30 protein-coding genes are annotated in these 25,387 nt (G+C 56.8%); 13 read left to right on the top strand and 17 right to left on the bottom strand.

What is annotated here, in order from left to right; all coding sequences use genetic code 11:
• Positions 1-66: 66 nt before the first annotated feature.
• From B2590_RS11720 to B2590_RS11670, 11 genes are all read right to left on the bottom strand, one after another.
• A complete protein-coding gene (locus tag B2590_RS11720; RefSeq protein ID WP_041335301.1) occupies positions 67-474 on the bottom strand; it encodes a VOC family protein in 408 nt (135 codons plus the stop codon).
• Positions 475-596: 122 nt separating this feature from the next.
• On the bottom strand, positions 597-1,172 hold the full coding sequence (locus B2590_RS11715; protein ID WP_041335298.1) for an O-methyltransferase: 576 nt from the start codon (positions 1,170-1,172) through the stop codon (positions 597-599).
• A 134-nt stretch (positions 1,173-1,306) separates the two neighbouring features.
• On the bottom strand, positions 1,307-1,657 hold the full coding sequence (locus B2590_RS11710) for a VOC family protein (RefSeq protein ID WP_041335296.1): 351 nt from the start codon (positions 1,655-1,657) through the stop codon (positions 1,307-1,309).
• 135 nt (positions 1,658-1,792) lie between these two features.
• Positions 1,793-2,284, bottom strand: a complete 492-nt coding sequence (locus B2590_RS11705; RefSeq protein ID WP_227662312.1) for a DUF523 domain-containing protein — start codon at positions 2,282-2,284, stop codon at positions 1,793-1,795.
• A gap of 39 nt (positions 2,285-2,323) precedes the next feature.
• Positions 2,324-2,710 (bottom strand): hypothetical protein, encoded by a 387-nt coding sequence (locus B2590_RS11700; RefSeq protein WP_041335290.1) that lies wholly within the window; start codon positions 2,708-2,710, stop codon positions 2,324-2,326.
• A 509-nt stretch (positions 2,711-3,219) separates the two neighbouring features.
• Complete coding sequence (locus B2590_RS11695; RefSeq protein WP_256713615.1) at positions 3,220-3,402, bottom strand: tautomerase family protein; 183 nt, start codon at positions 3,400-3,402, stop codon at positions 3,220-3,222.
• A gap of 46 nt (positions 3,403-3,448) precedes the next feature.
• The gene (locus B2590_RS11690) at positions 3,449-3,934 is read right to left on the bottom strand and encodes a GNAT family N-acetyltransferase (protein WP_286811722.1); all 486 of its coding nucleotides are present in this window, start codon (positions 3,932-3,934) and stop codon (positions 3,449-3,451) included.
• A gap of 118 nt (positions 3,935-4,052) precedes the next feature.
• Positions 4,053-4,439: a tautomerase family protein gene (locus tag B2590_RS11685; RefSeq protein WP_286811723.1), complete on the bottom strand. Its 387-nt coding sequence runs from the start codon at positions 4,437-4,439 to the stop codon at positions 4,053-4,055.
• Between the two features lie 47 nt (positions 4,440-4,486).
• A complete protein-coding gene (locus tag B2590_RS11680) occupies positions 4,487-4,957 on the bottom strand; it encodes a GNAT family N-acetyltransferase (RefSeq protein ID WP_286811724.1) in 471 nt (156 codons plus the stop codon).
• Positions 4,958-4,996: 39 nt separating this feature from the next.
• Complete coding sequence (locus B2590_RS11675) at positions 4,997-5,896, bottom strand: IS3 family transposase (protein WP_144402177.1); 900 nt, start codon at positions 5,894-5,896, stop codon at positions 4,997-4,999.
• Positions 5,851-6,159, bottom strand: a complete 309-nt coding sequence (locus tag B2590_RS11670) for a transposase (RefSeq protein WP_041333525.1) — start codon at positions 6,157-6,159, stop codon at positions 5,851-5,853. The genes B2590_RS11675 and B2590_RS11670 overlap by 46 nt, the downstream gene beginning before the upstream one ends.
• A gap of 200 nt (positions 6,160-6,359) precedes the next feature.
• Here B2590_RS11670 and B2590_RS11665 point away from each other — a divergent pair, with 200 nt between their 5' ends.
• Positions 6,360-6,611: a type II toxin-antitoxin system Phd/YefM family antitoxin gene (locus B2590_RS11665; RefSeq protein ID WP_012137510.1), complete on the top strand. Its 252-nt coding sequence runs from the start codon at positions 6,360-6,362 to the stop codon at positions 6,609-6,611.
• Positions 6,608-6,862, top strand: coding sequence for a Txe/YoeB family addiction module toxin (locus B2590_RS11660; RefSeq protein WP_286811725.1), 255 nt, complete (start codon positions 6,608-6,610; stop codon positions 6,860-6,862). Before B2590_RS11665 ends, B2590_RS11660 begins: the two co-directional genes overlap by 4 nt.
• Before the next feature lie 292 nt (positions 6,863-7,154).
• Here B2590_RS11660 and B2590_RS11655 read toward each other — a convergent pair whose 3' ends face one another.
• Both B2590_RS11655 and B2590_RS11650 read right to left on the bottom strand, forming a co-directional pair.
• The gene (locus B2590_RS11655) at positions 7,155-7,658 is read right to left on the bottom strand and encodes a copper chaperone PCu(A)C (protein WP_286811726.1); all 504 of its coding nucleotides are present in this window, start codon (positions 7,656-7,658) and stop codon (positions 7,155-7,157) included.
• A 27-nt stretch (positions 7,659-7,685) separates the two neighbouring features.
• Positions 7,686-9,656, bottom strand: coding sequence for an alkaline phosphatase family protein (locus tag B2590_RS11650; protein WP_278366808.1), 1,971 nt, complete (start codon positions 9,654-9,656; stop codon positions 7,686-7,688).
• Positions 9,657-9,761: 105 nt separating this feature from the next.
• On the opposite strand from B2590_RS11650, the gene B2590_RS11645 reads away from it, so the two are divergent.
• The gene (locus B2590_RS11645; RefSeq protein ID WP_041336153.1) at positions 9,762-10,766 is read left to right on the top strand and encodes a glycosyl transferase family 90; all 1,005 of its coding nucleotides are present in this window, start codon (positions 9,762-9,764) and stop codon (positions 10,764-10,766) included.
• A 38-nt stretch (positions 10,767-10,804) separates the two neighbouring features.
• Here the strand turns inward: B2590_RS11645 and B2590_RS11640 are convergent, their stop codons facing one another.
• Entirely contained in the window at positions 10,805-11,389 is a 585-nt protein-coding gene (locus B2590_RS11640) for a histidine phosphatase family protein (RefSeq protein WP_041336157.1), read from the bottom strand.
• Between the two features lie 124 nt (positions 11,390-11,513).
• Between B2590_RS11640 and B2590_RS11635 the strand changes: the two genes are divergently transcribed.
• The 6 genes from B2590_RS11635 (at position 11,514) to B2590_RS11610 (ending at position 19,075) form a co-directional block, all read left to right on the top strand.
• Positions 11,514-11,966, top strand: coding sequence for a YaiI/YqxD family protein (locus B2590_RS11635; protein WP_041336161.1), 453 nt, complete (start codon positions 11,514-11,516; stop codon positions 11,964-11,966).
• Positions 11,967-12,036: 70 nt separating this feature from the next.
• Entirely contained in the window at positions 12,037-13,827 is a 1,791-nt protein-coding gene (locus B2590_RS11630) for an ABC transporter ATP-binding protein (protein WP_041336163.1), read from the top strand.
• 85 nt (positions 13,828-13,912) lie between these two features.
• A complete protein-coding gene (locus tag B2590_RS11625) occupies positions 13,913-14,686 on the top strand; it encodes an ABC transporter ATP-binding protein (RefSeq protein WP_041336165.1) in 774 nt (257 codons plus the stop codon).
• Entirely contained in the window at positions 14,676-15,608 is a 933-nt protein-coding gene (locus B2590_RS11620; protein ID WP_036204309.1) for an iron-siderophore ABC transporter substrate-binding protein, read from the top strand. Before B2590_RS11625 ends, B2590_RS11620 begins: the two co-directional genes overlap by 11 nt.
• On the top strand, positions 15,598-17,628 hold the full coding sequence (gene fhuB / locus B2590_RS11615) for a Fe(3+)-hydroxamate ABC transporter permease FhuB (RefSeq protein ID WP_286811727.1): 2,031 nt from the start codon (positions 15,598-15,600) through the stop codon (positions 17,626-17,628). The genes B2590_RS11620 and fhuB overlap by 11 nt, the downstream gene beginning before the upstream one ends.
• Positions 17,629-17,947: 319 nt before the next feature.
• The gene (locus B2590_RS11610; protein ID WP_036204303.1) at positions 17,948-19,075 is read left to right on the top strand and encodes a PQQ-dependent sugar dehydrogenase; all 1,128 of its coding nucleotides are present in this window, start codon (positions 17,948-17,950) and stop codon (positions 19,073-19,075) included.
• 24 nt (positions 19,076-19,099) lie between these two features.
• Here B2590_RS11610 and B2590_RS11605 read toward each other — a convergent pair whose 3' ends face one another.
• Positions 19,100-19,513, bottom strand: coding sequence for a GFA family protein (locus B2590_RS11605; RefSeq protein ID WP_036204302.1), 414 nt, complete (start codon positions 19,511-19,513; stop codon positions 19,100-19,102).
• A 123-nt stretch (positions 19,514-19,636) separates the two neighbouring features.
• Between B2590_RS11605 and dkgB the strand changes: the two genes are divergently transcribed.
• Positions 19,637-20,446, top strand: coding sequence for a 2,5-didehydrogluconate reductase DkgB (gene dkgB, locus B2590_RS11600; RefSeq protein WP_041335107.1), 810 nt, complete (start codon positions 19,637-19,639; stop codon positions 20,444-20,446).
• On the opposite strand, the gene B2590_RS11595 is transcribed toward dkgB, so the two are convergent.
• Both B2590_RS11595 and B2590_RS11590 read right to left on the bottom strand, forming a co-directional pair.
• Positions 20,415-21,101, bottom strand: coding sequence for a DUF6064 family protein (locus tag B2590_RS11595; protein ID WP_036204298.1), 687 nt, complete (start codon positions 21,099-21,101; stop codon positions 20,415-20,417). The two genes, dkgB and B2590_RS11595, sit on opposite strands and share 32 nt — an antisense overlap.
• Positions 21,101-22,024 (bottom strand): aldo/keto reductase, encoded by a 924-nt coding sequence (locus B2590_RS11590; protein WP_286847949.1) that lies wholly within the window; start codon positions 22,022-22,024, stop codon positions 21,101-21,103. The genes B2590_RS11595 and B2590_RS11590 overlap by 1 nt, the downstream gene beginning before the upstream one ends.
• Positions 22,025-22,237: 213 nt before the next feature.
• Between B2590_RS11590 and dacB the strand changes: the two genes are divergently transcribed.
• From dacB to B2590_RS11575, 3 genes are all read left to right on the top strand, one after another.
• The gene (dacB, locus tag B2590_RS11585; RefSeq protein ID WP_286811729.1) at positions 22,238-23,815 is read left to right on the top strand and encodes a D-alanyl-D-alanine carboxypeptidase/D-alanyl-D-alanine endopeptidase; all 1,578 of its coding nucleotides are present in this window, start codon (positions 22,238-22,240) and stop codon (positions 23,813-23,815) included.
• Positions 23,816-24,128: 313 nt separating this feature from the next.
• Complete coding sequence (locus B2590_RS11580) at positions 24,129-24,503, top strand: DUF4398 domain-containing protein (RefSeq protein ID WP_136633123.1); 375 nt, start codon at positions 24,129-24,131, stop codon at positions 24,501-24,503.
• A 27-nt stretch (positions 24,504-24,530) separates the two neighbouring features.
• Positions 24,531-25,346, top strand: a complete 816-nt coding sequence (locus B2590_RS11575) for an OmpA family protein (RefSeq protein WP_136633122.1) — start codon at positions 24,531-24,533, stop codon at positions 25,344-25,346.
• The last annotated feature ends 41 nt before the right edge of the window (positions 25,347-25,387 follow it).

Raw genomic sequence — 25,387 nt, 5'->3', positions numbered from 1 at the left:
GGGCCTCCGGCAACCGCGGAAACTGCGTAACACTGCGCACGGTTTTGGGCTGGAGTTGTCGCCACACTAGTTCGACAGGTTTAGCTGCCAAGACACACCATACCTATCATTCAACCACCCGAATTTCTGGCTAAAACCATAATTATCCAGCGGCATTAGCTCTGAGCCACCTTCTGCCAGGGCTTTAAATACTTCCTCAATTTCGCTCGCCGATTCGCACTCAACATACAGCGACATGGAGGGCGTAAACGTAAATTGGTGATCAAGGTGGCTGTCGAGCGCCATAAACTCTCGACCGTTTATCTTAAACTTCGCCATCTTCACAGAACCTTCTGGTTCATGCTCGCCGGCCTGGTAACGTTGAATATCGACGATCTCTGAACCAACGAATAGCGAGGTATAAAACCTGATGGCCTCCTCGGCTTTCCCAGCCTGCTCTCCAACAAACATGAGTGACGTTGCGATGGATCTCATCTGTGCCTCCGTTCCAATTGGATAACATTCCGCACCGGGCTACATTCGCGTGCATGAGCGCCCCTGGTGCTTAACGAGGTTGTAGAAAAACCGGTTCCAAGCGTTCCCACCACCAGTCTTGATTATGTTTTTTTACACGCCACGAACTCACCTTTGCCTACCGGCACAGTAGTGGTGGTAAACCCGCCAGTGCTGTCGACAAAATCAATGAATTCCCTCAGTTCCTCAGCGTGCGAAACCGCATTGTCACACACCAGAATGCCCCCGGGCCGAATGAGGGAAACGATTTGGTCAGCAACTTGAACGTAGCTCGCGCGGTCGGCGTCAAGAAAAACCAGATCATACAAACGGCTAGCTTGCCCGAGATAATCGACGGCGCCCATTTGTACCACAGTGATCTTATGATCGAGATTGGCACGTTTGAAGTTGCTTTTGGCCTGACTAATCTTGAACGGAGACACTTCCAGAGTGGTCACATGTCCATCCTCTGGTAGCGCGGACGCTATCCACAAAGTGGAATAACCGTTAGACGTTCCGATCTCCAGAACCTGTCTCACTGCGCCAGCTTTTATCAGTACCGACAAGAACTCCCCGGTATCCCTGGTGATGTTGAGATACTTGCGATCTTTCTGCTCTACCGACGCATCGTTCTCTTTCCCTAGCGTCTCGAGTTCTTCTGAAAGTTCCTTGAGTTTCACGTCGCTACTCCAAAATCGTAACGAGGCTGAAAAAACCTCGGTCCCCTTCTTCTAAGACCTCAAGTTGTTTAACTTTTCAACTACATAAAAGCTCTATTCTGTGAAACTTGGGGAGCTCTCCAGGAATCCAACGGTTACTCGTGCTGCAATACATTGATGAGCTTCCCGAACGGATCACGAACATAGAACCGGCGGACACCCCAGGGCTCACTTACCGGGCCGTACTCAATCTCAATATTTCCATTCTTCACTCTCTCCAAAGCGATCTCCAGGTTATCAACCTCGATAGACAGATCAGGAACTGGCGTTCCGGAGCCACCTTCCGATGCCACGCTTACCTGAGTGGTCATTTCCTCGCCCGAGCTATAGGTTCTTATCCATCCATGATCCATCACAACCTTAAGCCCAAAAATAGCCGAGTAGAATTTCTCTGCTTCGGAGGGGGTTGCCGCCGCTATGTTGGTAACGATTCGTTTTACCTTCATTTTGTCTCCCGCAGATTGAGGTTCATTTAGCTCTAACCAGGCAGTATAGTCGCCACTGGCTCGGCACCCTCTTCTGCCTGACCCCATCAAAACCGGGGGATTTCAGGTTTTATCTACAGTCTCAAAACATTGTCATCAGGCACTTGTCGCGTGGATGGCCTTGTGAGCATCTGCTATTTCATACTGACTAAACACTTGAATGTTATGACGACGTAGCAACGCAGCCGTAACCCCCATTCCTGAAGTTCGGTTACCTGAAAAGCTACCGTCATAGATGAATGAACTTCCGCAAGAGGGACTAGACTCGGCCAGTATCGCTATTTCAATGTTGAATTTCTTGCACAGTTCCAAGGCAATCGAGGCACCTGCAATAAAATCGTCGGTAACAATATTTCCGTCTTTCTCAACAACATTGGTTTCGCCATCTAATACACTGTTTCCGCTTCCTCCGTAAATCTCCGCAGGCATCCTTGGGATATTCATTCCGGCTTCAACTTCGGGACACACTGAAACAACCCGACCTTCTGTTATCCAGGTCTCTACAAGCTGATCATTCATCGAAAGGCTCCCACCATCGTATCGAACCCGTTTCCCTAGAAGGCAGGCGCTCATTAATACTCTTCTCAACTTACTAGACCTCAATATTGCTGTGTTTATGCAGCATTCTCAAAATGCCATTGCCGCTGATATCGACACGATCAGCAGCCCAACCCATCCCGGGTGCATTCCTTTGGTTGCGAAAAGTACCAATGCGCTGGACACGCCCATTGAAATTGCCACCGCTCGGAGAAACAAGCCTCGGACATCGGTGACCGGATAAAGAGACATGAAAATGAGTACCCCCGCAATGGCCAGACCAAATACAGAAACGATGTGCCATGTGGCCCACAAAATTCTAACGTAACGCTCTCTCAGGACCGGCTGCCCCTGCGTTGGGACAATTGTCTCTTTACGCATTCGCTGGAAAATCAGAACTTCGCCAAGCACTGAATGGACAACCGCTACAACGATGGCGACCAGTCCACCAACTAACAACCAGCTTTCACTCGCCATCCGATTCATTCCTTTGATGCAGGGTCAGGGTGTAGTGGCTTACTTTAGCGCGTCCACCGACACGTATAGAGAATTACCATCGCAGCTTGCTATTTGCTACTGGCAGCAAGGTGAGATGGCCTTTATTTGAGGCTTGGGGGTCGAAACCATAGTCTCTGGTGATGTGCTTGACCTATGAGGCACACGGTTGGAGTGAAAAAATGAAAAGCCCAAACCACACATTACCAAGAAGTATCAGTAACTTGATGCCGCCCCGCGCAAAGGCCGGAATATTTTGATATCGGAATAAATACCCGATCACCACCCATTGCACAACCAGCCACACGACTGAGAAATACAGAAAACCTTTGTGGCACTCTACGTCAGTTGCTGTGTAATACGCATACCACCAAGCCGAAACTGCCCCCGTAGCGAGTAGCACAAGAATCACGCAAGATAGAATATTGCGCCAACGCGGGTAACCCGTGCTTAAAAGCTTTTTCTTTCGCTTGGCTAAATTTTGCTGTCATTCAAGTCTCTTTTCCAATTGCCACAAAACGAATGCCAACCTCCGACTCGATTTTGCTGAATAACTCCTTAACTAGAACCTTCCGAATCACCGAGGTGCGCCCCTGCATCATATTAATCTTAATAACCGTGTAAGCGGGTGATCTACCACCTGGATAGTAAAAGTCCTCAGCATCCATTGGGATGAAACGGGCAACATGTGCGCCACATCAGTAGCGTCTCTTGACCTCGTTAAGCATTTGACTCCAGGGCATAACTCTGCAGATCAAGGCCATAGAATTTGGTGCCGGGCGTCGGGTTGAAAAAATAGGGCTCGATTTCCTCAAAGCCCATTAACTCGTATAGTTCCTGGGCTTTTTTCGTAGGAGGCACGGCATCCAAAACGACTCGGGTATAACCCATTCTTTTCAGCTTCAATAGCAGATTGTCCATGAGCACACGCCCGAGTCCCTTACCCTGATACTGTCGACGTACGTACAGGCGCTTCACCTCGGCTGTGTACTCGTCAATCCGTCTAAACCCAACACCACCGGCGATACGAAAACTTTCTATTGCGAATGTATATTGGCCGCTAGGCGGCGAGAACAGTGCTTCGAGCGAGGCCATCTCTCCCTCAAAATCCTGATAGGAAAGATCGATACCCAGCCAATCTGCATACTCGAGAATAAGCTTTCTTAACTCATCGCTATCTGCGGGGAAGACCACATCCCTGATCATAACCATCTCTTCCGTGTTTTAGACTATTACTCAGCACCTTTGTTTGGCAGCGCCCATGTGGCTTAACGAAAAGGCATTCGGTGGAGGCCGGAGGCCCAAAACGTACTTGAGCGACCTGCTACACATTGACTGAATACTTAAGGTCACGTGCCTCGTCTCCAGTCATACCCCGAAATCCCCAGCAATGGGCAGGCTGCTCCTTAATTGTCACTTCGATATCTACAGGAGATATGCCAACCACAGACTCAATTTTTCTGAAAAGTTCCTTGATCAAAGCCTTGTGGGTCTCTGGAGCCCTCCCCTGCATCATATTGATCTCTATGGCAGTGTAGGCTGGAGTTCTGCCACCTGGGTAATAAAAATCCTCGGCATCCATAGGGATAAAACGATGAGCCCGCTTGTCTTCCGGCATTCCGAGTACGGATTGCATGCATCCGTGAATGACCTTAGAGAGCTGAGCTTTGACCGGGTTAAGGTGTTCTTTGATTCCATATATGACTATCACGATGCCTCCTGCAATATGTGTAACGCTTCCATAACTCAATTCGATAATTAAGAGATTCTATACTCCATGAATACAGCTTCTGGGTGAGGGTTGAACCGGTACGGCTCGATTTCCTTGAAGCCAAAAGCTTGGTACAACCGCAAGGCCTTATCAAGCTCACGAACGCTGTCGAGTCGCACTGAACCATAACCCATTTCCTTCGCCTGACAGAGCAAAGCTTCAGTCAGAGCTTTACCGATACCCATGCCATGGTAGTCTGGCAAAACATACATCCGCTTCATCTCAGCAACTCCGGGCTCGAACTCTCTGAGGCCGACAGCACCAACATGCACTCCCTCAAAAGAGCTCAGCAATAGCGCACCTTTGGGTGGACCGTACATTATTGGCAGCGATGCCAACTCACTGGAAAAGCCCTGAAACTCCAAATCCAGCCCTAGAAATTCTGCATATGCACGAATCAACCTACCACCCAAATCAAACTGTTCGGCGGTCTCAGCCACCTCAATATTTACGGACATCCTTATCTCTGGTCCTACCCACGAAAAGTAGACACTCGGTTATGCGCATCTGCGCTCGTATTCCACCGGGCTGAGATAGCCCAAAGCGGAGTGTCTTCTCTTTCGATTATAAAACACTTCGATGTACTCGAAGATAGCGGATTTGGCCGCCGCGATCGACTCGAAACACTCGGCATAGACCAGCTCCACCTTCAATCGACTGAAAAACGATTCCATCGGGGCGTTGTCCCAACAGTTCCCTTTCCGACTCATGCTGGGCACACAGTCTTTGGAGCGCAGGTATTCCTGATAGCCCACTGAGCGGTATTGCACACCCCGATCCGAGTGCACAATCAGCCCTGGACTAATCTCTCGGCGGCCATACGCCATGCTCAGGGCATCGGTAATCAACGTCTCGGTCATGCTCATATCCAGTGACCACCCAACGATGTAGCGGGAGTGCAGGTCCATCACGGTGGCGAGATACAGCCAGCGATCTTTCACCCAGATATACGTGATGTCGGTGGTCCACTTCTGGTTCGGCCGTTCAGCGGCAAACTGACGCCACAACAGGTTGTCTGCGACGTTGGTCATTGCCTCGGACGAGCGGCTGTACTTGAACGCTTTGCCATTGCGGGCGCGAATGTCCTTTGCCCGCATGATCCCGGCCACGTAGTTGACCGAGCAGGGTGTGCCACTGGCCGTTAATTCCTGGGCGATCCGTGGGGCACCATAGCGCGCTTTGAAGCACTCGTAGGTCTCCATGATGGCCGCTTCGGTTTCCGCCCTGCGTTGTTCCCTCAAACTGACTGGGCGCTGTTTCCAGCGATAATAGCCACTCGCTGACACTTCCATCACCCGGCACATCAGGCGCACCGCGTAGCACTGACAGAATTCACTGATCAGCGCGTACTTCACTCTTGGGACTTCGCGAAGTACGCAGACACCTTTTTTAGAAATTCGTTTTCCTTCTTCAAGGTCTCGTTCTCGCGCCGCAGCTTGCGCATGGCTTCGCTCTCGGCCTTGGAATAATCGACGCCATCAACGCTGTTAAACTGCTTGTCCGACAGGCGGGTGAACTGACGACGCCAGTTGTAGATCTGGCCCGGATGAATGCCTAGCTCACGGGCAACCGAAGCGGCTGTATTACCTGGCTGATCGGATCTGCGAACGGCTTCCCGACGGAACTCTTCGGTGTAGGCCTGGGTCTTCTTGCGGCTCATGGAGCACCTCCGTGCTAGGGGCAACCCTAACTATAGAAGGTGTCTACTATTCATGGGTAACTCGGATGCCTAACGCCCGGCTCACGCGCCGGTTTGGAGCCGCGAAGCGGCAGAAAATCGGTCGCTGTGCAGCCAATTGTTAAATCTTTTTGCGTACGGTATCCTGACCATGGTCAATATCCTGTACAGGAGCATGTCTTATGGATGCCATTAGCTACACAGCCGCTAGAACCAATCTAGCAAAAACCATGGAGCAGGTCTGTGAAGACCATTCCCCGGTGATCATCACCCGGAGCAAGTCGCAGTCCGTGGTAATGATCTCCCTTGAGGACTACGAAGCGCTTCAAGAAACGGCATACCTTCTGCGCGCACCAAAAAACGCCCGGCGTTTGCTGGAATCCGTTGCCGAGCTGGAGCAAGGCGGTGGTCAAGAAAAGGAACTTCTTGAATGAAACTACTCTTCTCCGAAAACGCCTGGGAAGACTATCTTTACTGGCAGAAAACCGACAAAAAGATCCTTAACCGAATCAACAAGCTGATTAAAGAGGCCAAGCGAGAACCGTTTGAAGGTGTCGGTAAACCTGAGCCTCTCAAACACAGCCTGGCTGGTTACTGGTCTCGGCGAATCAACGAAGAACACCGAATGGTTTACAAGGTCACGGATGACGCTTTGCTCGTCGCCCAGCTCCGGTATCACTACTGATTTAACAGCGTGTTATACAAACTCGTTCGCAAAACTCCGGGCGTATATCCAGCATTCGTATAACTCCACACACCTTCCCGAACAAAGCCCCAAAAACCCAATATAGTTCATAAACTTAAATCACGCCTCCAAAGTTCGGGAACCGACGTTTTACGAACGCGTTCGTATAATTCCATTCCCACAAGGCCGTATAACTCCTGGCGATCTTTCAAAAAGCTTCATTATTTCAACAACCTGAGATCAAGCCTTTGGAGTTATACGCCCCGGTTCGTATAACTCCAACCGGCATGGCTTAATGCCCGGAATGATCCATTCCATCCCCTTCCATCTTCATCTCCCCATCCAGCGGCGCAACCTCCAGTTCAATCTCCATGGCTTCGGCGCCTTCAAAGGTTACCGTCAGCGGTATGCTCTCCCCTTCTTTCAAAGGTGCCTCCAACTCTTCCAGCATCAGGTGGTAGCTGTGGGGTTTTAATTCCACGGTGTCACCGGCGGGGATGGTCAGGCCGTCCTTCAGGGGGCGCATGGTCATGGTGCCGTCTTTCATCGCGCTTTCGTGAATGGAGACGTTCTTCGCCCTGGGTGTGGTGGCGCTGGTGAAGGTGATGTCTTTATCGCTGTGGTTGGTGATGGCCATGTAGCCAACGCCCACGGGCACACCCGGGGGTGTTGGGCGACTCCAGGGGTGGTCGATGGTGACGTTTTCGTTGGAATAGTCGTGAGCAAGTGCGGGTGTGGCGATCAGGGTGCTGCAGGCGATCAGGGCGCTGGCGGCCAGTTTTTTGAGTGGGTTCACGGTGTTTCTGCCTTTTCAATGGTTGTTTTAGTGGGAATGGTCGTCGGGGCCGTGGCGTTCCGGTTTCAGGAAACGTGTGCCGCCAGAGCGCGAATTCAGTTGCTGGATATTGGTTGGCGCACCGGTTCCATCCAGCTCTACCAAGCCGATACCGGCGTTGTTCCATAGCCGTTCGCCAGCATCACGCCCCTCGGGCAGCCTGGGGCTCACTCGCATGCGCCGGCGCTTGGTAAACCAGTTCAGCGGGGACCAGGGCGCGTACAACCAGCGATTGATCCTATCCAGCCACTCCATAAGGGTGTGGGGGAATTCGTTCTTGAGGCCGCTGCTGGTAATTTGCCAGATTCTGGGCCGTTCCGGCCTGTGCCGCAGTCGAACATCGTAGACGAATGAGTAATGTACGTCACCCGAGAGAATCACGAAGGTTTCCGGTGTGCGGGAGTGGCCGAAGATATTGAGCAGAACGTTGGCAGCACCCCGGTGGGCCATCCAATTTTCAGCGTCCACCACCAAGGGTTTGCCGAAGAAGGTGAACACACTCTGGATGGCTTCAATCAGTTTTACACCAAACATGGGCGCAGGCGACACCACAATGACAGCGTCTTCGCCCATCACATCCTGCTGGAATTCGGTCAGCGCTTCCCAGTCCAGCAGGCCGGAAGGCCGCGCCCGATTGAGCTCGCTTCGCCATCGGCGGGTGCGGGTATCCAGCACCACCACTTTAGGTGACGTCTGCAGGGAGTAGTGCCATTGCTGAAACTGCAGCAGATCATCAATCAGTTGGTCCTGCCCGGCGTGATTAAACACGCCACCCTGCTCTGCGGAGGCGGCCAGTTCCTTGATGGCCGGCATGATGTCATCGAAGACGTCAGGGTTGTTGCCCCAGCCCTGGCACAACAGGTAGGCCACCAGGGCATTGCCAACGATGCGCCGGGAAAACGGGTGTTCATAGGTGGTGGTTTCCCAAAGGGCAGACAGGTTCCAGTCGTCGGTCACGTCGTGATCGTCAAAGATCATGTAGGTAGGCAAGTGTGCCAGCGCCCGGGAAGCTTGTGGCAGGCCAGCGACGAAGTCATCGATGGCGGCCTGCTGGTCCTGAAAAACGGCGGCATCCTTGGAAGCCAGCGCAGGCTGGTCCCGTTCGACCAGTTCCCAGCACACAGGCGACCACACCAAGAGGTACATGGCCATCACTTCGCTGAAGGAAATCAGGTGGTTGTGGGCACTGGCAGTGGTGAACACCGGTTTTCGCACACCGCCGAAGAATCGCTCGATCAACGCTTCATTGCTACGCACATCCGGGAGCAGCTTTTCCCTGTGAAAGTAGGTGTCTGCGTTTTCCCGCAGGGTTTTGCTGTCGCTGACCGAACCGCCGGAGAGCGTTTCCTCATACAAACCCAGACGATCGATCAGGTGGTGTATGGCCCGCAGCATGGGGCCAGCCACGTCGTCCGCGTATATCTGGTCGCCGGTCATCAACAACAATGCTGGCCGGTCGGCGATATCGCCTTCGGCTTCCAGTAACGATTGATCCACTCTCACCATACCGTCGGAAGCGGCGGAATGGGGCCGCCGGCAGGAACCATGGGCGATCCGGTCCAATCGCTCCCGGATCACGAAGTCAGGCCGCTCGGCGCCCGGCAGGCACAGGTGTGGCGCCCATTCCCGTATCCATCGCTCGTCGCTCCCGACCGAATCCACGGTGTCGTCCGAAACGCCCAGGTCGTACCCGATGCGGGTGTTTGCCGGCAACGAGTCGTTCAATTCAACGTCGATCAGATAGAGGTAGGCGGAGGCGCCGAATCGCACCCTGGTGACGTCCTTCTCTGTCAGTACCCGGTCCATCCATGGCTCATCCGCATCTTGCAGATACAGGCGCAATCTCAGGGCGAGCGCACAGGAGCCGACCAGCCAGAGCGTAAGCCGGTTGAGAGAGGTATGCCGGAGAACAGGCCCGGCCAACACCGGCGACAGGGGTTTTGAAGATCGCTCATTCATTTAATCCTCCTGACACACTTTGCTGTTTTAGTGGTGTCTACCTGACCTATTTCGGGCCCTTGCGTGCTGCGGAAGGCGCGCCTCAACCAACGTCTGGTGACAACAATGCGAGTCGGTGACAATTTTTCCAAGAACCTGCACAAACTGGGTTACTACTCCGGAAACGCGGTGCGCTCCCTGGTTCCTCGAGCCTACTGGCAATGGCAGTGCGACCTGCTGATGTCGGAATACGAGGCGATGACGGGCGAACGCAGAGCGGCGATTGACGCAAGGGTTGCGTACTACAATCGCCTTTCAAACCCGTTCACGCTACCAGCAACCGCCGAACCCGCCGGCGACTTTACCTTCGCCGGCAAAAGCAGCGCCTACTGCTTCGATTTTCGCAATCTGATCCAGTGTTTCCCCCGGAACCGAAAAGTGGACTACCAGTTCGGTGATGTAACCGAAATCCCGAACGAACCCCGTTTCGTGAAAAGCCGCCCGGTACGTCGTGATGCCTCCAACCGTAACTCAGTATTGCTCAAACTCAACTCGGTTCGGCATTACCAGTTTGTAGAGGACCCGACACCTTTCCGCCAAAAGAAGCCCCTGGCGGTGTGGCGCGGCAAGTCCAACCGCCAGCACCGCATCGAATTTGCTACCCGCTTTAATGACCACCCCCTCTGCGATATTGGCTGCACTCAACATAAGGAACCCGCACCCCAGCCCTACCACAAGGACTTCATGAGCATTGAGGAACAGCTGCAGCACCAGTTTGTGGTGAGCGTGGAAGGCATTGATGTGGCGACGAACCTGAAGTGGATCATGGCCTCCAACTCCCTGTGCCTGATGCGCCGGCCCCGCTTTGAAACCTGGTTCATGGAAGGCTCACTGGTGCCCGGTTATCACTATGTGGAACTGGCCGATGACCACTCTGACCTGCCGGAAAAAGTACGCTATTACCAGAATCACCCTGAACAGGCAGAGGCCATCATTGCCAACGCCAACCGGTATGTAGAGAAGTTTTTCGATCAGCAGATGGAACAGACCATTGCACTGCTGGTGATCCAGAAATACCTTCACCTGAGCGGGCAGGAGGTGTACGACCTCCCACGCCTGAAGGCCGGTTGACCGATAGATAGGGAACATCGAGCCCTGGATTTGAGCGCCTAACTCCCCGGCGACACACGCGCCAGTATCGTCGGGTTTTCTGACAACGGCAGTGCCATAACCACTCCCTCGTTCGACGATGGGTATATGCCGGTCAGTGCCGTAATATTTACCTGATGGGATACCAGCACCACTGGCAGGCCTGGCTCCATTTCATTCACAATGGCGATGGTCTGCTGGGTATGCATGTCTGAGTTGCTACGGTTCTGGAAAAACGAGTTCAGCGACATCATCTCCTTCACCGGCCCCACATCCATTCCCCGCGCGGTATCGAGGCAGCGGCACCACTGACTGCTGAAGACCCTGGCCTCCTCAACGCCATGCTCCGCCAAATAGACCTTCCAAGCCCGCGCCTGCTCGCGCCCTTCGGCATTCAGGTTTCGCTGCGTGCTGCAATCGTCGACATCAAAGTTCGCGGGGTCGCCTGTTCCCGGTGCCAGGGCGTGTCGCAACATCAAAACCGCCCGGCCTTCCCGGAGAGCCTCCCAGGCCTCTGATTCATCGGCGTACGCAGTTCCTGCAAAAAGGGAAATCAGCCCCAGCGAAAACACAAGAAGTGCAGTAAGAACACTGTGAGTTTTCATAAGTTTGTCGATCCTCCACCCGCAAAGCATGCAACCACGTAATTAATACGCACCCCAAACCTACCAGGCTCACATCATCAAAAGGTAAACTTCACCAAGCACCGAACCAACAAAGGAACCAAACATGCCAATCTGGGTCGACGCCGACGCCTGCCCCGTGCCCATTCGGGAAATCCTCTGCCGCGCCGCCACCCGCTGGCAGGTCGATACCACCTTCATCGCCAACCACGCCATTAACCTGCCCCCGAGCCCTTACATCAAACGCCGGCAGGTACCCCAGGGTTTCGACGTGGCCGACAACGACATCATTGACCAGATGGAGACAGGCGATCTGGTGATCACCCAGGACATCCCCCTGGCTGCCGAAGCCATCGAAAAAGGCGCGGACGTGTTCAACCCGCGCGGCCAGGCTTTCACCAAAGAGAATATCCGCCAGCGCCTGGCTATGCGCAACTTCATGGAAGAAATGCGCAATGCTGGCCAGGTCACCGGTGGCCCGGCGCCCTTCAGCCAGACCGACCGCAAGGAATTCGCCGACAAGCTTGACCGCTGGCTGCAACAGAACGCCAGTAGGTGATAATGATTCCATTTTAAATTCTCGACAAATCCGCTACGCTTGCCGCTTTCTGGCGCAAGCGGAGCGAACCATGACACAGTCTTCCCCCCACACCACCAGCAGCTTTGCCGCCCTGGGCCGACTGCTGAAATACGCTCGCGGCTATCGTCGCCAGATCATTACCGCCACCACTTGCTCCATCATCAACAAGTTGTTCGATATCGCACCGGAGATCCTGATTGGTATCGCCATCGACGTGGTGGTAAACAAGGAAGAAAGCTTTGTGGCGGGCCTGGGCTTTGAGACCGCTCAGGAGCAGATCACCATCCTGGCTGTGCTGACCTTCTTTATCTGGGCCGGCGAATCGATATTCGAGTACCTGTTCCAGATCCTCTGGCGCAACCTGGCTCAACGCCTGCAGTCCGACCTGCGGCAAGACGCCTACGAGCATGCCCAGAAGCTGGACATGAGCTTCTTTGAAGCCCGCAGCTCAGGGCAACTGGTCGCCACCATGAACGACGACGTCAACCAGTTGGAGCGTTTCCTGGATGGCGGCGCCAACGCCATGATTCAGGTGGTGGTGACGGTCGTTGCCGTAGGCGCTGTGTTTTTCGTGTTGTCGCCACTCATTGCCCTGCTGGCGTTTACTCCCATTCCGCTGATTATCTGGGGCGCGTTCTACTTCCAGCGCAAGGCTGGCCCGCTGTACGCCGACGTGCGCGAGAAGGTCGGTGACCTGTCGAGCCGGTTGGCCAACAACCTGGGCGGCATTGCCACCATCAAGAGTTTCACAGCCGAAAACCGGGAAGCGGAGCGGCTGAAAGCCAGCAGTGAAGCCTATGTGGACGCAAACCGCCGGGCCATTCGCATCAGCTCCGCGTTTATTCCGGTGATCCGCATGGCGATCCTGGCGGGTTTCCTGGCCACCTTTACCGTGGGCGGCATGATGGCCCTGGAAGGCTCTCTGAACGTCGGTGCTTACGGCGTGCTGGTGTTCCTGACCCAACGTTTGCTGTGGCCTCTGACCGGCCTTGCGGAAGTAATCGACCTGTTTGAACGAGCCATGGCCAGCACCCGCCGCATCCTGGACCTGCTGGCTGAGCCGGTTCACGTTCGGGATGAATCCGGCAAAACGCTGGAACAGCCGGTGAAGGGCGAAGTCACCTTCGAGGGCGTGAGCTTCCACTACCCGTCCAGCGGTGCCGGTATCGACGACATTTCGGTAGCGGTACCAGCCGGCAATACCCTGGCGCTGGTCGGGGCGACCGGTTCCGGTAAGTCCACACTGATCAAGCTGTTGTTGCGTTTCTACGACCCCACGGGCGGCCAGATCCGCATCGACGGCCAGCCCATCCAGTCCGTCAGCCTGAAGTCCCTGCGGGAGGCCATCGGCCTGGTCAGCCAGGACGTATACCTGTTTGAGGGCAGCATTCGTGACAATCTCGCCTACGGCTCCCCCGGCGCGAGTGACGAACAGATTATCGAAGCGGCCAGGACGGCGGAGGCCTGGTCATTCATCGAGGCACTGCCCGAAGGGCTTGCCACCGCCGTGGGTGAACGAGGAGTTCGGCTTTCCGGTGGCCAGCGCCAGCGCCTTTCACTGGCCCGCGCACTGCTGAAAGACCCGCCCATTCTGGTGCTCGACGAAGCCACGAGTGCCGTGGACAACGAAACCGAGGCGGCCATCCAGCGCTCCCTGAAGCGGATTGGGCACAATCGCACCGTGATCATGATCGCGCATCGGCTGTCCACCATTGTGGATGCCGATACCATTGCCGTGGTAGCCGGCGGGCGCATTCTGGAATCCGGCCGCCATGAGGAACTGCTGGAGAACAACGGCCCCTATTCCGCACAATGGCGCGTACAGACCGGTCAGGCCTGACAGCACGCCATACATTGCCAGGCACACATTGATAGTAATTCGCATTTAGATTATTCTGCAGGCCCTCAGATCCATGGGAGCCTGCATGTCTGCGTTCTTTGAAGTATCCAGCCTGGGCGTGCACATTGGTGACGCTGCCATCCTTGACAACATCAACATCGAGTTTCGTGAAGGCGAGGTCACTGCCCTGCTCGGTCACAATGGCTCCGGCAAGTCCACGTTATTGAAAGTGCTGGCCCGCCAGATGTCGCCTTCTTCGGGCAATGCAAGCCTTCTTGGCAGCTCATTCCGGACCACCGGCGCGCGGGAATTCGCCCGTACGGTCGGTTACCTCCCCCAACATCCACCGGGCACGGACGGCCTCACCGTACGGGAACTGGTTGCCCTGGGGCGTTATCCCTGGCGCGGGCCTTTAGGCCGCTATACCGGCGAAGACCACCAGTTCATCGACCAGGCCATCCACGATACCGGGCTCGACCACTTCCAGCACCGCTCTGTGGACACGCTCTCCGGCGGCGAACGCCAGCGCGCCTGGATTGCCATGCTGCTGGCGCAACAAACCCGCTGTCTGCTGCTGGACGAGCCGATTTCCGCCCTGGACGTCAAACACCAGGTGGAAACCCTGCGCCTGGTGCACCGCCTGGCCGAAGAACGGGAACTGACGGTGATTGTGGTACTGCACGATGTCGACCTGGCCGCCCGCTTCTGCGACCGCTTGGTGGCCCTCAAAGGCGGCCGGTTGATTGCAGATGGCAGCCCACGCGACATCATGGACTCGGGAATCCTGGAATCCATTTACGGCGTACCAATGGGGGTGATGGAGCGGGCGCCGGGCCAGTGGGTCTCGTATGTGCACTGAGCGTGTGGCTAAAACCCTGATTGCCATGGTGTTCATTGGTGCTCTGTCGCTGCCCGCCAGCGCCGGCACCTGGCAGCATGAAGGCGGCACCCTCACCCTGGACGAGCAACCTGAGCGGATTGTTGCCCTCAACTGGGCCGCCACAGAAGCCTTGCTGTTGCTGGGCGTGACGCCCGTGGGCGTCGCTGACCGCGATGGCTATGACGTGTGGGTGAATGAGCCGCAGCTTCCAGAGGAGGTTGCCAACATCGGCACCCGCGTCGCCCCCAGCCTCGAAGCCATTGCCGAACTCAAACCGGATCTGATTGTTACCAGTGCCGAAATGGCGCCCGCCGCAAAACTGCTGGAGCGTATCGCCCCCACTTACGTTATCAGTGTGTACAAAGAGGGCAGTCAACCCTTCGAGAAAGCCAGTGACATGCTGACCACCCTCGGCGAGATGCTGGGCCGCGAGGCTCGCGCCGAATCGATTCTGGCGGATATTGACACCACTCTGGAAACGCAACGCCGCCGGCTGGAAGCGGCGGGACTGACAGACCGGCCGGTTGCACTGGTTAATTTCATGGACGCCCGCCACGTGCGTATTTATGCCCCCAACGGCCTTTACCAGAGTGCCCTGAATGCCCTCGGGCTGGAAAACGCCTGGCCCCGGCAAGGCAACTTCTGGGGCTTCTCGGTGGTGGGCCTGGAATCCATAGCTCCTTATGAAGACAGCCGTATTGTGGTGATTGCGCCCACCGCCCCCGGGCTTGCAGACACCCTGGCCGCCAGCCCGTTCTGGACGTACCTGCCAGCGGTCAACCGCCATCAGGTTTACGAGATCGACGCCATCTGGCCGTTTGGCGGGGTTTTTCCGGTGAAACGGCTGGCCACCATGCTGACAGACAGCCTGCTGGCCGGGGGCTCTGACAATGTACGCTAGCACCTCCGGCATGCCTGCTTCCCAGCCTGACATGCCCGCCAGGCTGCCCATCGCCGCCACACTCCTCTGGCTGGGCGCGTTACTTGCCAGCGCCGCTCCCTGGCTCAACCAGTTGGATGCCGGTGCTGTGGTGTCAGCATTCTGGGCCTTCAATCCGGACGACTATTCATCGGTTCTGGCTCACTTCAGCTGGGCGCCGCGTGTATCCATCGCCATCCTGATTGGCTGCGGCCTGGGGCTGGCCGGGGCGGTTACCCAACAGGTGCTGGGCAATCCGCTGGCTTCGCCCACCACCCTCGGTGTGGAAGCGGGTGGCCAATTCGGGGTGACCGTTGCCACGCTGTTCGCGCCCGGTTTACTGGCCTTCAGCCCGGATCTGGTGGCCATTGCAGGTGGCCTCATCGCCATCGGCATGGTGATCGTCCTGACGTGGCGGCTTGGTTTTTCACCCGTGACGGTGATCCTTGCCGGCCTTGTCATCACCTTCTTCCTGGGCGCCCTCAACATGGCGTTTCTGCTGCTCAAAGGTGAGTGGCTGGGCAATCTTTTCATCTGGGGCGCCGGCTCACTGGTACAGAACAATTGGGGGCCGTTCATGGAGCTGTGGCCCCGCGTGCTGGTCATCTCGGTGCTGATATTGCTGCTGATGCGCCCGTTGCAGGTGCTGCAACTGGGGCAGTCGTCCGCCAGTTCACTGGGTGCCAGGGTCGGGCTTATTCGGGCACTGGCTCTGTTCCTGGTGGTACTGATGACGGCAACGGTTGTCAGCCGGGTGGGCGTCGTGGCCTTTGTGGGGCTGGCAGCGCCGGTACTGGCTCGCCTGCTGGGCGCGCGTACATTAGCCAGTCGCATCCTGTGGAGCACGCTCATGGGCGGTGGGCTATTGCTGCTGGCGGATACCCTGGCGCATTGGGCATCTACCTGGGGTGATGGCTCCCTGGTGCCGACGGGAACCACCACGGCCCTCATTGGCGGCCCCATCATCCTGCTGGCGTTACAGGGTTTCAGAAACACCCATCACATGCCCGGGCAGGAATCCAACCTTGCGGGCTTCCAGCCCAGGCGGCGCGCGCCGTTGCTGGTCAGTGGTATCGTGACCGGGCTGATCGCACTGACCGTTGTCGTTTCCATGGGTTGGTCCCCGGGCCTGGATGGCTGGAACTGGACACCTGTCACCCAATGGGACAATGCCTGGGTGTGGCGCGGCCCGCGCCTGTTGGCCGCCATGCTGGCAGGGGTCGCATTGGGTCTCGCCGGCACGCTGATTCAGCGGATGACGGGTAATCCAATGGGGAGCCCGGAGATGTTGGGTATCAGCGGCGGCGCCGCGCTGGCCATGGTTCTTATCGTGCTCACCGGCGCGGATGTAGGCCGGGCCGGGCAGCTTGGCGCTGCGACGCTCGGCGCGGCCGGCGCACTCGGGTTATTGATTCTCCTGGCCCGAAAACATCGATTCGCCGGTAACCAACTGCTGCTGGGCGGCCTGGCCCTGTATGTATTCATGGATGCGGGGCTGAGATTGGTCATGGCCTCCGGCGGCACCGTCGCGTCACAACTGCTGAACTGGATGTACGGTTCCACCTGGCTGGTTTCCGAAACCGAAGCGTTTGGGCTGCTGGGATTCATCCTTCTTATCTGCGGCGTTTTGGCGCTGATCGTAAGACCCCTGACGCTCTTGCCTCTGGGAGATACTTCGGCATCGTCCCTCGGGCTTCCGGTCACTAAAGCCCGCCTGCTACTGCTGCTGCTTGCCGCGGTACTGACTGCATCGGCTACGGTGGTGATTGGCCCTCTGAGTTTCGTAGGGCTCATTGCACCGCACCTGGCACGGGTACTGGGGCAGCAAACCGTTGGCAGGCAATTGATCGTGGCCGGGTTGGTGGGTGGCCTTCTGTTGGCCCTGGCGGACTACCTGTCACGCATTGTGGTCTTCCCCAACCAGTTACCGGCGGGCTTGCTGGCTGCGCTGGTTGGTGGCGTCTACTTCTTGTGGGGGCTAAGCCGGCACGGTAAAGCGTGACCGACGGGACGTGTCACCAGAGCACCAGGAGGCTGGCTATGATCAGAACAAACACACCGGCGCCGGCGGCCAGTTTCAGCCCTTCAATCGCTTCCTCTTCCGGGGTCATTGTACGTCTCCTTGTGTCCATGGGTATGGATGGTTCCCGTTGATATTGAAGTAACTGTACATGATACTCGCCCAAATGTTAATAGTTCTCATTAGCGTTCTTGTAACGTCATGGTCGTAATGTTATCGCCTGATACTGCCGGCCATTCCGTTCGTATCAAATGCTAGACTTTATCGATGCAGGAATAACCTGGCGGAGGGAGATCAATCTATGAACCGACTCGGCAACATCGCGACTCTACTGGCGTTGGCTGGGCTGGCAGCGGCCGGGCCAGCCTTCGGGCAAACGTTCAGCTCAGACAAAGCCGAATTTCGTCTGGATACGGTCGCGGAAGGCCTGGAACATCCCTGGAGCCTCGCCTTTCTCCCCGATGGTTCACAGTTGGTGACCGAGCGCGAAGGCCGGCTACGCCGAATCGAGAATGGTGAATTGCAGGACAAGCCAATTGCCGGTGTTCCCGAGCTGGTGGTCTCCGGCCAGGGTGGCCTGCTGGATGTGATCCTGCATCCGGACTTCGAAAACAATCGCACTCTGTTCCTGAGTTACGCCCATAAGATCAGCCGCGACGGGCTGACGACCAGAGTGGCTCGTGCAACGTTGGACGGCGACCGGCTGTCAGAGGTTGAAGTGATTTTCGAGGCCCTCCCCCGAGGCAACACCAGCCGTCATTTCGCAGGCCGCATGGAGTTTGATCGCGATGGCAATCTGTACGTCGCGGTGGGCGACCGGGGTGAAATGGACCGTGCCCAGGCCACCGATGACGATGCTGGCGGCGTTCACCGCCTGACCGTTGACGGCGCCCCCGCGCCGGGCAATCCGTTTGTCGACGACCCGTCAGTGAATGACACCTTCTTCACCTACGGCAACCGCAACATTCAGGGCATGACCATTCACCCGCAAACAGGCGACATCTGGAGCCATGAGCACGGCCCCAGGGGTGGCGACGAGATCAACATCATCCGTGCGGGTAACAACTACGGCTGGCCAGACGTCACCTATGGCATCGACTACTCCGGAGTGCCCATCACCAGCAAAACCACCATGGAGGGCGTGACCGACCCGCTGCACTATTGGGACCCGTCCATTGCCCCCTCGGGCATGGCATTCTATACCGGTGACGAATTCCCGGAGTGGCGGGGAGATCTGTTTGTGGGCGCCCTGAAAATGCAGAAGCTGGTGCGCCTGAGCATTGAGAACGGCACGGTCAGGGAAGAAGAAGATCTTCTGGAAGACCTGGGCGAACGCATCCGTGATGTGCGAATGGGGCCCGACGGTGCATTATGGCTGTTGACGGACGCGGACAACGGCAAGGTCTACCGGATAGTTCCAGCAGAATAGTTCGACGAGGAAACCAGCGAAGCGTCAGTGAGGATCGTTGGTTCTCTCGGTTTTCTCAAACTGCGGAGTATCGTCGGTGATGGTGAACCAGTCCGACTTGGAGCCCACATAAACGTGTGATGCCGGCCGCTTTTCCAGGGGCTCATTGATCATGCCCACCCGCAGGCGCAGTATACCGGGGATGGCATCCACGCGGCTGTATAACTGGCTACCGCACCTGGGGCAGAACCCGCGGTACTTTCCCGGCCGGGATTCGTATTCACGGATCAGGTCCTCACCCGCTGTAAAACGGGTACGGATTTTCTGGATCGGCGAACTGGCGGAAAATGCACTACCGTGAGCCCGGCGGCACTGGCTACAGTGGCACAGGGCAATCGGCCCCAGAGGGCCGTCGTATTCAAGTTTTATATCGCCGCACAGGCATTGCCCTGTCAGCATAACGTGACCTCAACCATGGTTTCGCTTGCGGGTTTCGAAGGCCGGTATGATAACCACCCGCCACTTGAAGAACCAGCGGGCGGGCACCACATATAAGTCACAGCGTTCACGAAGGAGGACACTATGGCATTCAGCACACTTCCGAACATCGGTATGGGTACATTCCGCCTGAAGGGCAACGATGCAAGAGACGCCGTGAAGAGTGCCCTTTCCCTTGGCTACCGGCATATCGATACCGCCCAGATGTACGGGAATGAGGCTGAAGTAGGCGATGGTATTACCTCAAGCGGTATTCCACGACGGGAGATTTTCCTGACCACAAAAGTGTGGCACGACCAGCTCCAGCACAGCGACCTGATCAACAGCCTGCACGACAGCCTGTCGCGACTGAAGACCGACCATGTCGACCTCACACTGATTCATTGGCCATCGCCGGGCGACGCCATCCCCATGGAGGAATACCTGGGTGCACTGCGCGACGCGCAACGCGAAGGGCTAACCACCCACATCGGGCTGTCCAACTTCACCTGCGCGCAAATGGACAAGGCCAAGGAAATACTGGGTGACACGGCGATTTTCACCAACCAGGTGGAAGTGCATCCGTTCCTGGCCAACCGCAAGGTGGTGGAGCATGCCCAGAAGCTGGGCATTACCGTAACCGGTTACATGCCGCTGGCGGTGGGTAAGGTCATGGACGATGAAACCCTGGCTCGCATTGGCCGCGAACACAATGCGTCTGCTGCGCAGATTGCCATTGCCTGGGTGGCCTCCCGAGGGGTGGTACCGATTCCGTCGTCAACCCGACCCAAGCACCAGAAGTCCAACCTCGACGCGCTGAACATCACGCTCAGCGAGGATGAAATTGCGGAAATTGACGGCCTGGACCGTGGTGATCGGATCGCTAATCCGGATTTCGCGCCTGCCTGGGACTGACGAAGCAGGCCATCGCCGCCAACACCAGCGTGGTACCCGGAATGACCGCCAGCACCCAGGTGCCTAATGTCCAAAGGGTCGCCACGCTGAACAGTGACCATATCAGTGGTAATAATAGAAACAGCCACCGCACCCGGCGGGGAAACAGCAGCATGCAGGGCACCGCGCCCAACGCCGTGACGTCCGGTGTAACGGCGAACAGCGCTGCTGCCTGACCATTGCCGGTTTGAGCGACTGCGAGGAGAGGCGACAGCCCCATCAATGCGATCCAGCCGATGCCCATCAGCCAGCGAGACCATATCGGCCGGTTCGTTGCCGCATTCCAGGGCCAGAACAGCCCCGCCACCGTCAGTAAAGCACCCTGCAGGACAAAGGCCCAGCCGAACCAGATTGCCGGCAGATTGATCGGCCCGTAGTAATGCATCAGGAAGCCGGCCCCGCTCCATAGCCACGCCGCGGCCACCAGCAGCAGTGCACTGCGCCTCGCCATCGCGTCCCCACGTACCAGTAAGGTGCCAATCGCGATCACCATCACCACCGCAACTCCCTGCCATGGCCAGATGTCCTGGTTGATGCGCACAAAGAGCCGAAGAAACACCTCCGGCCCGAACATCAGGAAATCCGCCAGGGAATAGCTGAGCCAGGTGGTCCCCATCACAGCCCTGCGACATAGGCCGCCATTCGGCGCCGTTGTTTCTCATCCGGCAAAGCACCGTATAGGGCGCCCATGTTCTCCTTCATATGCTCAACGCTGGTGGTGGCCGGAATGGCACAGGTAACCGCCGGGTGGGAAAGGATGTACTTCAGGAAAAACTCCGCCCAGTTGCGGCAGCCTACCTCATCGGCCCAGGGAGGCAGCGTTTCGGACTGGAAGCGTCGGAACAGTCGCCCGCCCTGGAAAGGCCGGTTCACAATCACGGCGATCCCGCGTTCCCTCGCCAAAGGCAGCAGTCGGTCTTCCGCCTCTCTGTCCAGCACGTTGTAGGTCAATTGCACAAAGTCCAGCCGTTCCGTCTCCATGATGCGTGCGAAATCCCCGTGCCTGCGGCCATGGGAGGTAGTGATGCCGATATAGCGAACGTCGCCATCGGCTTTCATTTGCTGGAGGGTTGCCAGGTGTTGCTGCCAGGCCACCAGGTTGTGTACCTGCTGCAGGTCAAATCGCTCTATGCCCCACTTCCTGCGGGATTCCCGGTCCTGTTGCCGGGTTGCATCACCGTCTCCGGTCCAGATCTTGGTGGCGGAAAACAGTTTGTCACGGGCATTGAGGGTGTCCAGCGCCTCGCCCATCACCTCTGCCGCCGAGCCGTACATGGGTGAGCAGTCCACCAGGGTGCCACCGAGGTCGAAAAAGGTTTTCAGTACCTCGGTACGCTGATTAATCAGGTACTGGTCACCACCGACATTGAAGGTACGCCAGGTACCCATGCCAACGGCTGACAATCGTTCGCCGGAGGAAGGAATGGGATTCATCATCGCATCCCTCTTCGGAGCAGCCATCAGCGCAGGCATTCGACATGAAAGACCTGCCGCGGCCATGGCAGCCAGAAATCGCCGTCGAGTCAGTTCGCGCGCCATACTCACTCCATTCCCTGTTTCCATCATACTAATCAATAGGTTGTACAAATGCTAACCAGTTGATTAGCATGGGCGCTTACATCCGTTAACAAAAACGCAATATAAACAACGCCCCTACTGGCATTTTTTAACGTCATGTAGAGCCTTTCCACATAGTACACGCGTAGAATATGGGCTATTGTTAATGCACCTGGAATCAATGAGCGCCACACCATGTTGCTGAAGGCACGACGCCACCTGAACACGCCCCGTTATGGAACTATCCGCCAGCATGGTCGAGTGGCCCGTGGCATGGTGGTCTCCTCCATGGCTGCAGTCCTGGCAGTCGGGTCTGCCTGTGCATTTGCCTCGGAGTCAGCCGAGGCTGGTGGCACCAATAAGACCTGGAGCAACCAGGTGCGGGATTACGCCACCGAATCCCTGAACGACGAACAGGCGCTGAGCCTGGCGGCCATACCCATGAATGGGCCGGGCATTGAGCAATACATCAACGCGGATGCCTTGATGAGCCCTGGCTCTATCATGAAGCTGGTCACTACCTATGCGGCACTGGAAATCCTGGGGCCAACCTATCACTGGGACACCAGCTTCTACACCGATGGCGAGCTTGTTGGCGATACCCTCAACGGCAGTTTCTACGTTGACATGGGCGGCGATCCCAAGCTGACCATTGAGCGCCTTTGGAGCACCCTGAACGAATTACGCGGCATGGGCATCAGTGCCATCAACGGCAACCTGGTGCTGGACGGTGATGTGTTCCGCATCGCAGACGAGCAACCCGTTTTCGACGACAACGGTGACAACCCCCACGCTCCGTTTCTGGTAAAGCCGTCGCCATACCTGAGCAATCTCAACCTCGTTCACTTTCAGGTTCGCGCAGATGAACGCGGAACACAGGCCTGGAGCGCGCCTTCACTGAACGACGTGGTGATCGACAATCGAGTGATCGCTACTGCGGAAGCCCCCTGCCCCGCTCGCCGTCATTTTACCTGGGAGCCGTTTTTCCACGAGGATCACCGGGTCACCGTTCGGGTGTCAGGCGAATTACCGCAGGGCTGCCGCACCACGGCCTATCTGTCGCTTCTGCCTCACGAACAGTACACCGCATCCATGATACGTTCACTGCTGTCAGACATGGGTATCGACATCAACGGTAAGAGCCTGCTGGCCAAAACGCCGGATGACGCCCGCCTGTTGCTGAGGACCACGTCTCCGGATCTGGTAACGATGGTTAGGGACATCAACAAGTGGAGCAGCAACGTGATGGCTCGCCAGTTGCTTCTTACCATCGGTGCCGAGAATCGCCTGGAAGATGAAGAAGACGATCGTGTGGCCGGTATTCGCGTCGTTAACGAGTGGCTACAGGAAAAAGGCGTCAATACCGCTGGCCTGGTGATCGAAAACGGTGCGGGTCTGACACGCGACGGCCGTATTACAGCGCGCCAGGGTGCGCAGATTCTACAGCACGCCTGGAACAGCCCTTTCGCTTCGGACCTGATGGCCTCCATGCCGTTGATTGCGATGGATGGCACCATGGCCAGACGGCTGCGGAATTCCGGCCTGGACGGCAAAGGGCGCATCAAGACAGGTTACCTTGAGAACGTGCGCTCCATTGCAGGCTTCACCCGCGACGACACCGACACCACCTGGGCCATTGTCGGCATGGTCAACAACGACCCTGCCTGGAATGGTCAGGCCGTGCTGGACCGGATTATCTACTCCCTTCACTACCGTCCGCCCACTGGAACCACCCTCTCCAGGGCCCAATCCAGCGGCACAAAAATACGCTGAACCACACCAATAAGCGGTAGCTGCCGGGTTTCGGTGGTTACCGTTCTGTCATTTACCGGCCCAAAGCCCACCCCCCGCACCCGCAACCTTTTGTGGCGCATTCGGCAACAGATCCGTTGTAGCGACGCCTCTCCCTACCAAGTTTATTTCCATACCTTCATGCCGTAATCAGATCCCGCTGCTAATCTTATGCGTAGCAGTAGCACTAGGTGCGTAAATTGGCGGAGCCTTCAGGGGTATCGCCAAAGACAAGTACCAACAAGAGTCTGGACGGGGCTATATCGCCCCGTTCCTCACTGGAAGGAGATTGTGCATGAGCAAGCATACTTCGATGTTAGGTGCTGCAGGTGTAATCAGCATCGCTGTCATTGCCGGGGGCTGTGCCAGTTCGGTTGAGCGGCCGGATGGTGAACTCCGGTCCGCCGAGTCTGCCATTCAGCAGGCGGTGTCGTCCGATGCCAGGGATTTTGAACCCGTACTCTTGAATCAGGCTCAGAACCGGGTTGCGGATGCCGAGGAATTGATCAATCGCGAACAATACCTTGACGCAAGCCGCTTACTCGAAAAGGCAGCCGTGGATGCGCAACTGGCCGGCGCTCGCTCGGAAACCGCGAAAGCAAGACAAGCGGTTGATGAGGTCAATCGCAATATTGAGTCTCTTCGCAAGCGAATCGACGAACGCCAGTAAAGGCCTCATCGGAAACGGGAGATGGTTATGAACAAGCGCAACATGACTTTGGGTATGGCAGTAAGCGTTTCTGTCCTCGTGGCAGGCTGCGCCAGCACGCCCCAGGATAACGCAAAGGTCGATGAAGCACGGGCCGCCTATGAGGAAATCCGCAACGACCCGAACGTAGCCCGCAGTGGTGATCGCCAGTTGAGGAACGCAAGGGAGCAATTGTCCCGTGCTGAAACTCTGCTCGCGGACGGTGCGGACGTTACCGAGATTGAACACGCGGCTTATCTTGCCAACCGGCATGCACAAATAGCCGGTGAGCAGGGAGAGCGCGCAGAGCTGCAGGAGCAGATTGATTCCGCGGAAGCGCGTCGCAAGGAGCTGGAACTGCAGATGCGCGCTGACGAAGCCGCACAGGCCAGGCGGGAAGCCAAAGAGCTTCGCCTGCAAATGGAAGCCATGCAGGCAGAGCAAACCGACCGGGGAATGGTGTTGACCCTCGGAGATGTGCTGTTCGACCTCGACAAGGCCGAACTGAAGTCTTCCGGTGAAGCCACTGTCAGACGGCTGGCCGAGTTCATGGCCGAGTATGAAAACCGGCGTGTGCGGGTGGAAGGCTACACCGATAGCACCGGTGAGGCCTCCTACAATCAGGGCCTGTCCGAGCGTCGTGCGGAAGCCGTTCGCGATACCCTTGTCGATATGGGCATCAGCAGAAGCCGCGTTGAGACAAAAGGGTTCGGTGAGCAGTTCCCCGTTGCCAGCAATGACACCTCTGGCGGAAGGCAGCAAAATCGCCGGGTAGAGATTGTAATCTCCGACGAAGAGGGCAATATCAAAGCGCGGGAGAATTGATCACCCCGCTGCCACTTACCCATAAAAAAGGTTCATCGCAC

This window comes from Marinobacter sp. UBA3604, from assembly GCF_002375325.1.
Classification (GTDB): Bacteria; Pseudomonadota; Gammaproteobacteria; order Pseudomonadales; family Oleiphilaceae; genus Marinobacter; species Marinobacter salarius.
The sequence above is the reverse complement of the archived record's forward strand: the minus strand, read 5'-3'. Positions and strand labels throughout refer to the sequence as shown.

Coding starts and splice junctions, on each gene's coding strand:
- B2590_RS11575 (WP_136633122.1), top strand. CDS start 24,531: ATGAACAAGCGCAACATGACTTTGGGTATGGCAGTAAGCGTTTCTGTC.
- B2590_RS11665 (WP_012137510.1), top strand. CDS start 6,360: ATGGATGCCATTAGCTACACAGCCGCTAGAACCAATCTAGCAAAAACC.
- dacB (WP_286811729.1), top strand. CDS start 22,238: ATGTTGCTGAAGGCACGACGCCACCTGAACACGCCCCGTTATGGAACT.
- B2590_RS11700 (WP_041335290.1), bottom strand. CDS start 2,710: ATGGCGAGTGAAAGCTGGTTGTTAGTTGGTGGACTGGTCGCCATCGTT.
- dkgB (WP_041335107.1), top strand. CDS start 19,637: ATGGCATTCAGCACACTTCCGAACATCGGTATGGGTACATTCCGCCTG.
- B2590_RS11660 (WP_286811725.1), top strand. CDS start 6,608: ATGAAACTACTCTTCTCCGAAAACGCCTGGGAAGACTATCTTTACTGG.
- B2590_RS11670 (WP_041333525.1), bottom strand. CDS start 6,159: ATGAGCCGCAAGAAGACCCAGGCCTACACCGAAGAGTTCCGTCGGGAA.
- B2590_RS11635 (WP_041336161.1), top strand. CDS start 11,514: ATGCCAATCTGGGTCGACGCCGACGCCTGCCCCGTGCCCATTCGGGAA.
- B2590_RS11580 (WP_136633123.1), top strand. CDS start 24,129: ATGAGCAAGCATACTTCGATGTTAGGTGCTGCAGGTGTAATCAGCATC.
- B2590_RS11605 (WP_036204302.1), bottom strand. CDS start 19,513: ATGCTGACAGGGCAATGCCTGTGCGGCGATATAAAACTTGAATACGAC.
- B2590_RS11640 (WP_041336157.1), bottom strand. CDS start 11,389: ATGAAAACTCACAGTGTTCTTACTGCACTTCTTGTGTTTTCGCTGGGG.
- B2590_RS11610 (WP_036204303.1), top strand. CDS start 17,948: ATGAACCGACTCGGCAACATCGCGACTCTACTGGCGTTGGCTGGGCTG.
- B2590_RS11710 (WP_041335296.1), bottom strand. CDS start 1,657: ATGAAGGTAAAACGAATCGTTACCAACATAGCGGCGGCAACCCCCTCC.
- B2590_RS11590 (WP_286847949.1), bottom strand. CDS start 22,024: ATGGCGCGCGAACTGACTCGACGGCGATTTCTGGCTGCCATGGCCGCG.
- B2590_RS11630 (WP_041336163.1), top strand. CDS start 12,037: ATGACACAGTCTTCCCCCCACACCACCAGCAGCTTTGCCGCCCTGGGC.
- B2590_RS11645 (WP_041336153.1), top strand. CDS start 9,762: ATGCGAGTCGGTGACAATTTTTCCAAGAACCTGCACAAACTGGGTTAC.
- B2590_RS11650 (WP_278366808.1), bottom strand. CDS start 9,656: ATGAATGAGCGATCTTCAAAACCCCTGTCGCCGGTGTTGGCCGGGCCT.
- B2590_RS11595 (WP_036204298.1), bottom strand. CDS start 21,101: ATGGGGACCACCTGGCTCAGCTATTCCCTGGCGGATTTCCTGATGTTC.
- B2590_RS11720 (WP_041335301.1), bottom strand. CDS start 474: ATGAGATCCATCGCAACGTCACTCATGTTTGTTGGAGAGCAGGCTGGG.
- B2590_RS11620 (WP_036204309.1), top strand. CDS start 14,676: ATGTGCACTGAGCGTGTGGCTAAAACCCTGATTGCCATGGTGTTCATT.
- B2590_RS11625 (WP_041336165.1), top strand. CDS start 13,913: ATGTCTGCGTTCTTTGAAGTATCCAGCCTGGGCGTGCACATTGGTGAC.
- B2590_RS11680 (WP_286811724.1), bottom strand. CDS start 4,957: ATGTCCGTAAATATTGAGGTGGCTGAGACCGCCGAACAGTTTGATTTG.
- fhuB (WP_286811727.1), top strand. CDS start 15,598: ATGTACGCTAGCACCTCCGGCATGCCTGCTTCCCAGCCTGACATGCCC.
- B2590_RS11690 (WP_286811722.1), bottom strand. CDS start 3,934: ATGATCAGGGATGTGGTCTTCCCCGCAGATAGCGATGAGTTAAGAAAG.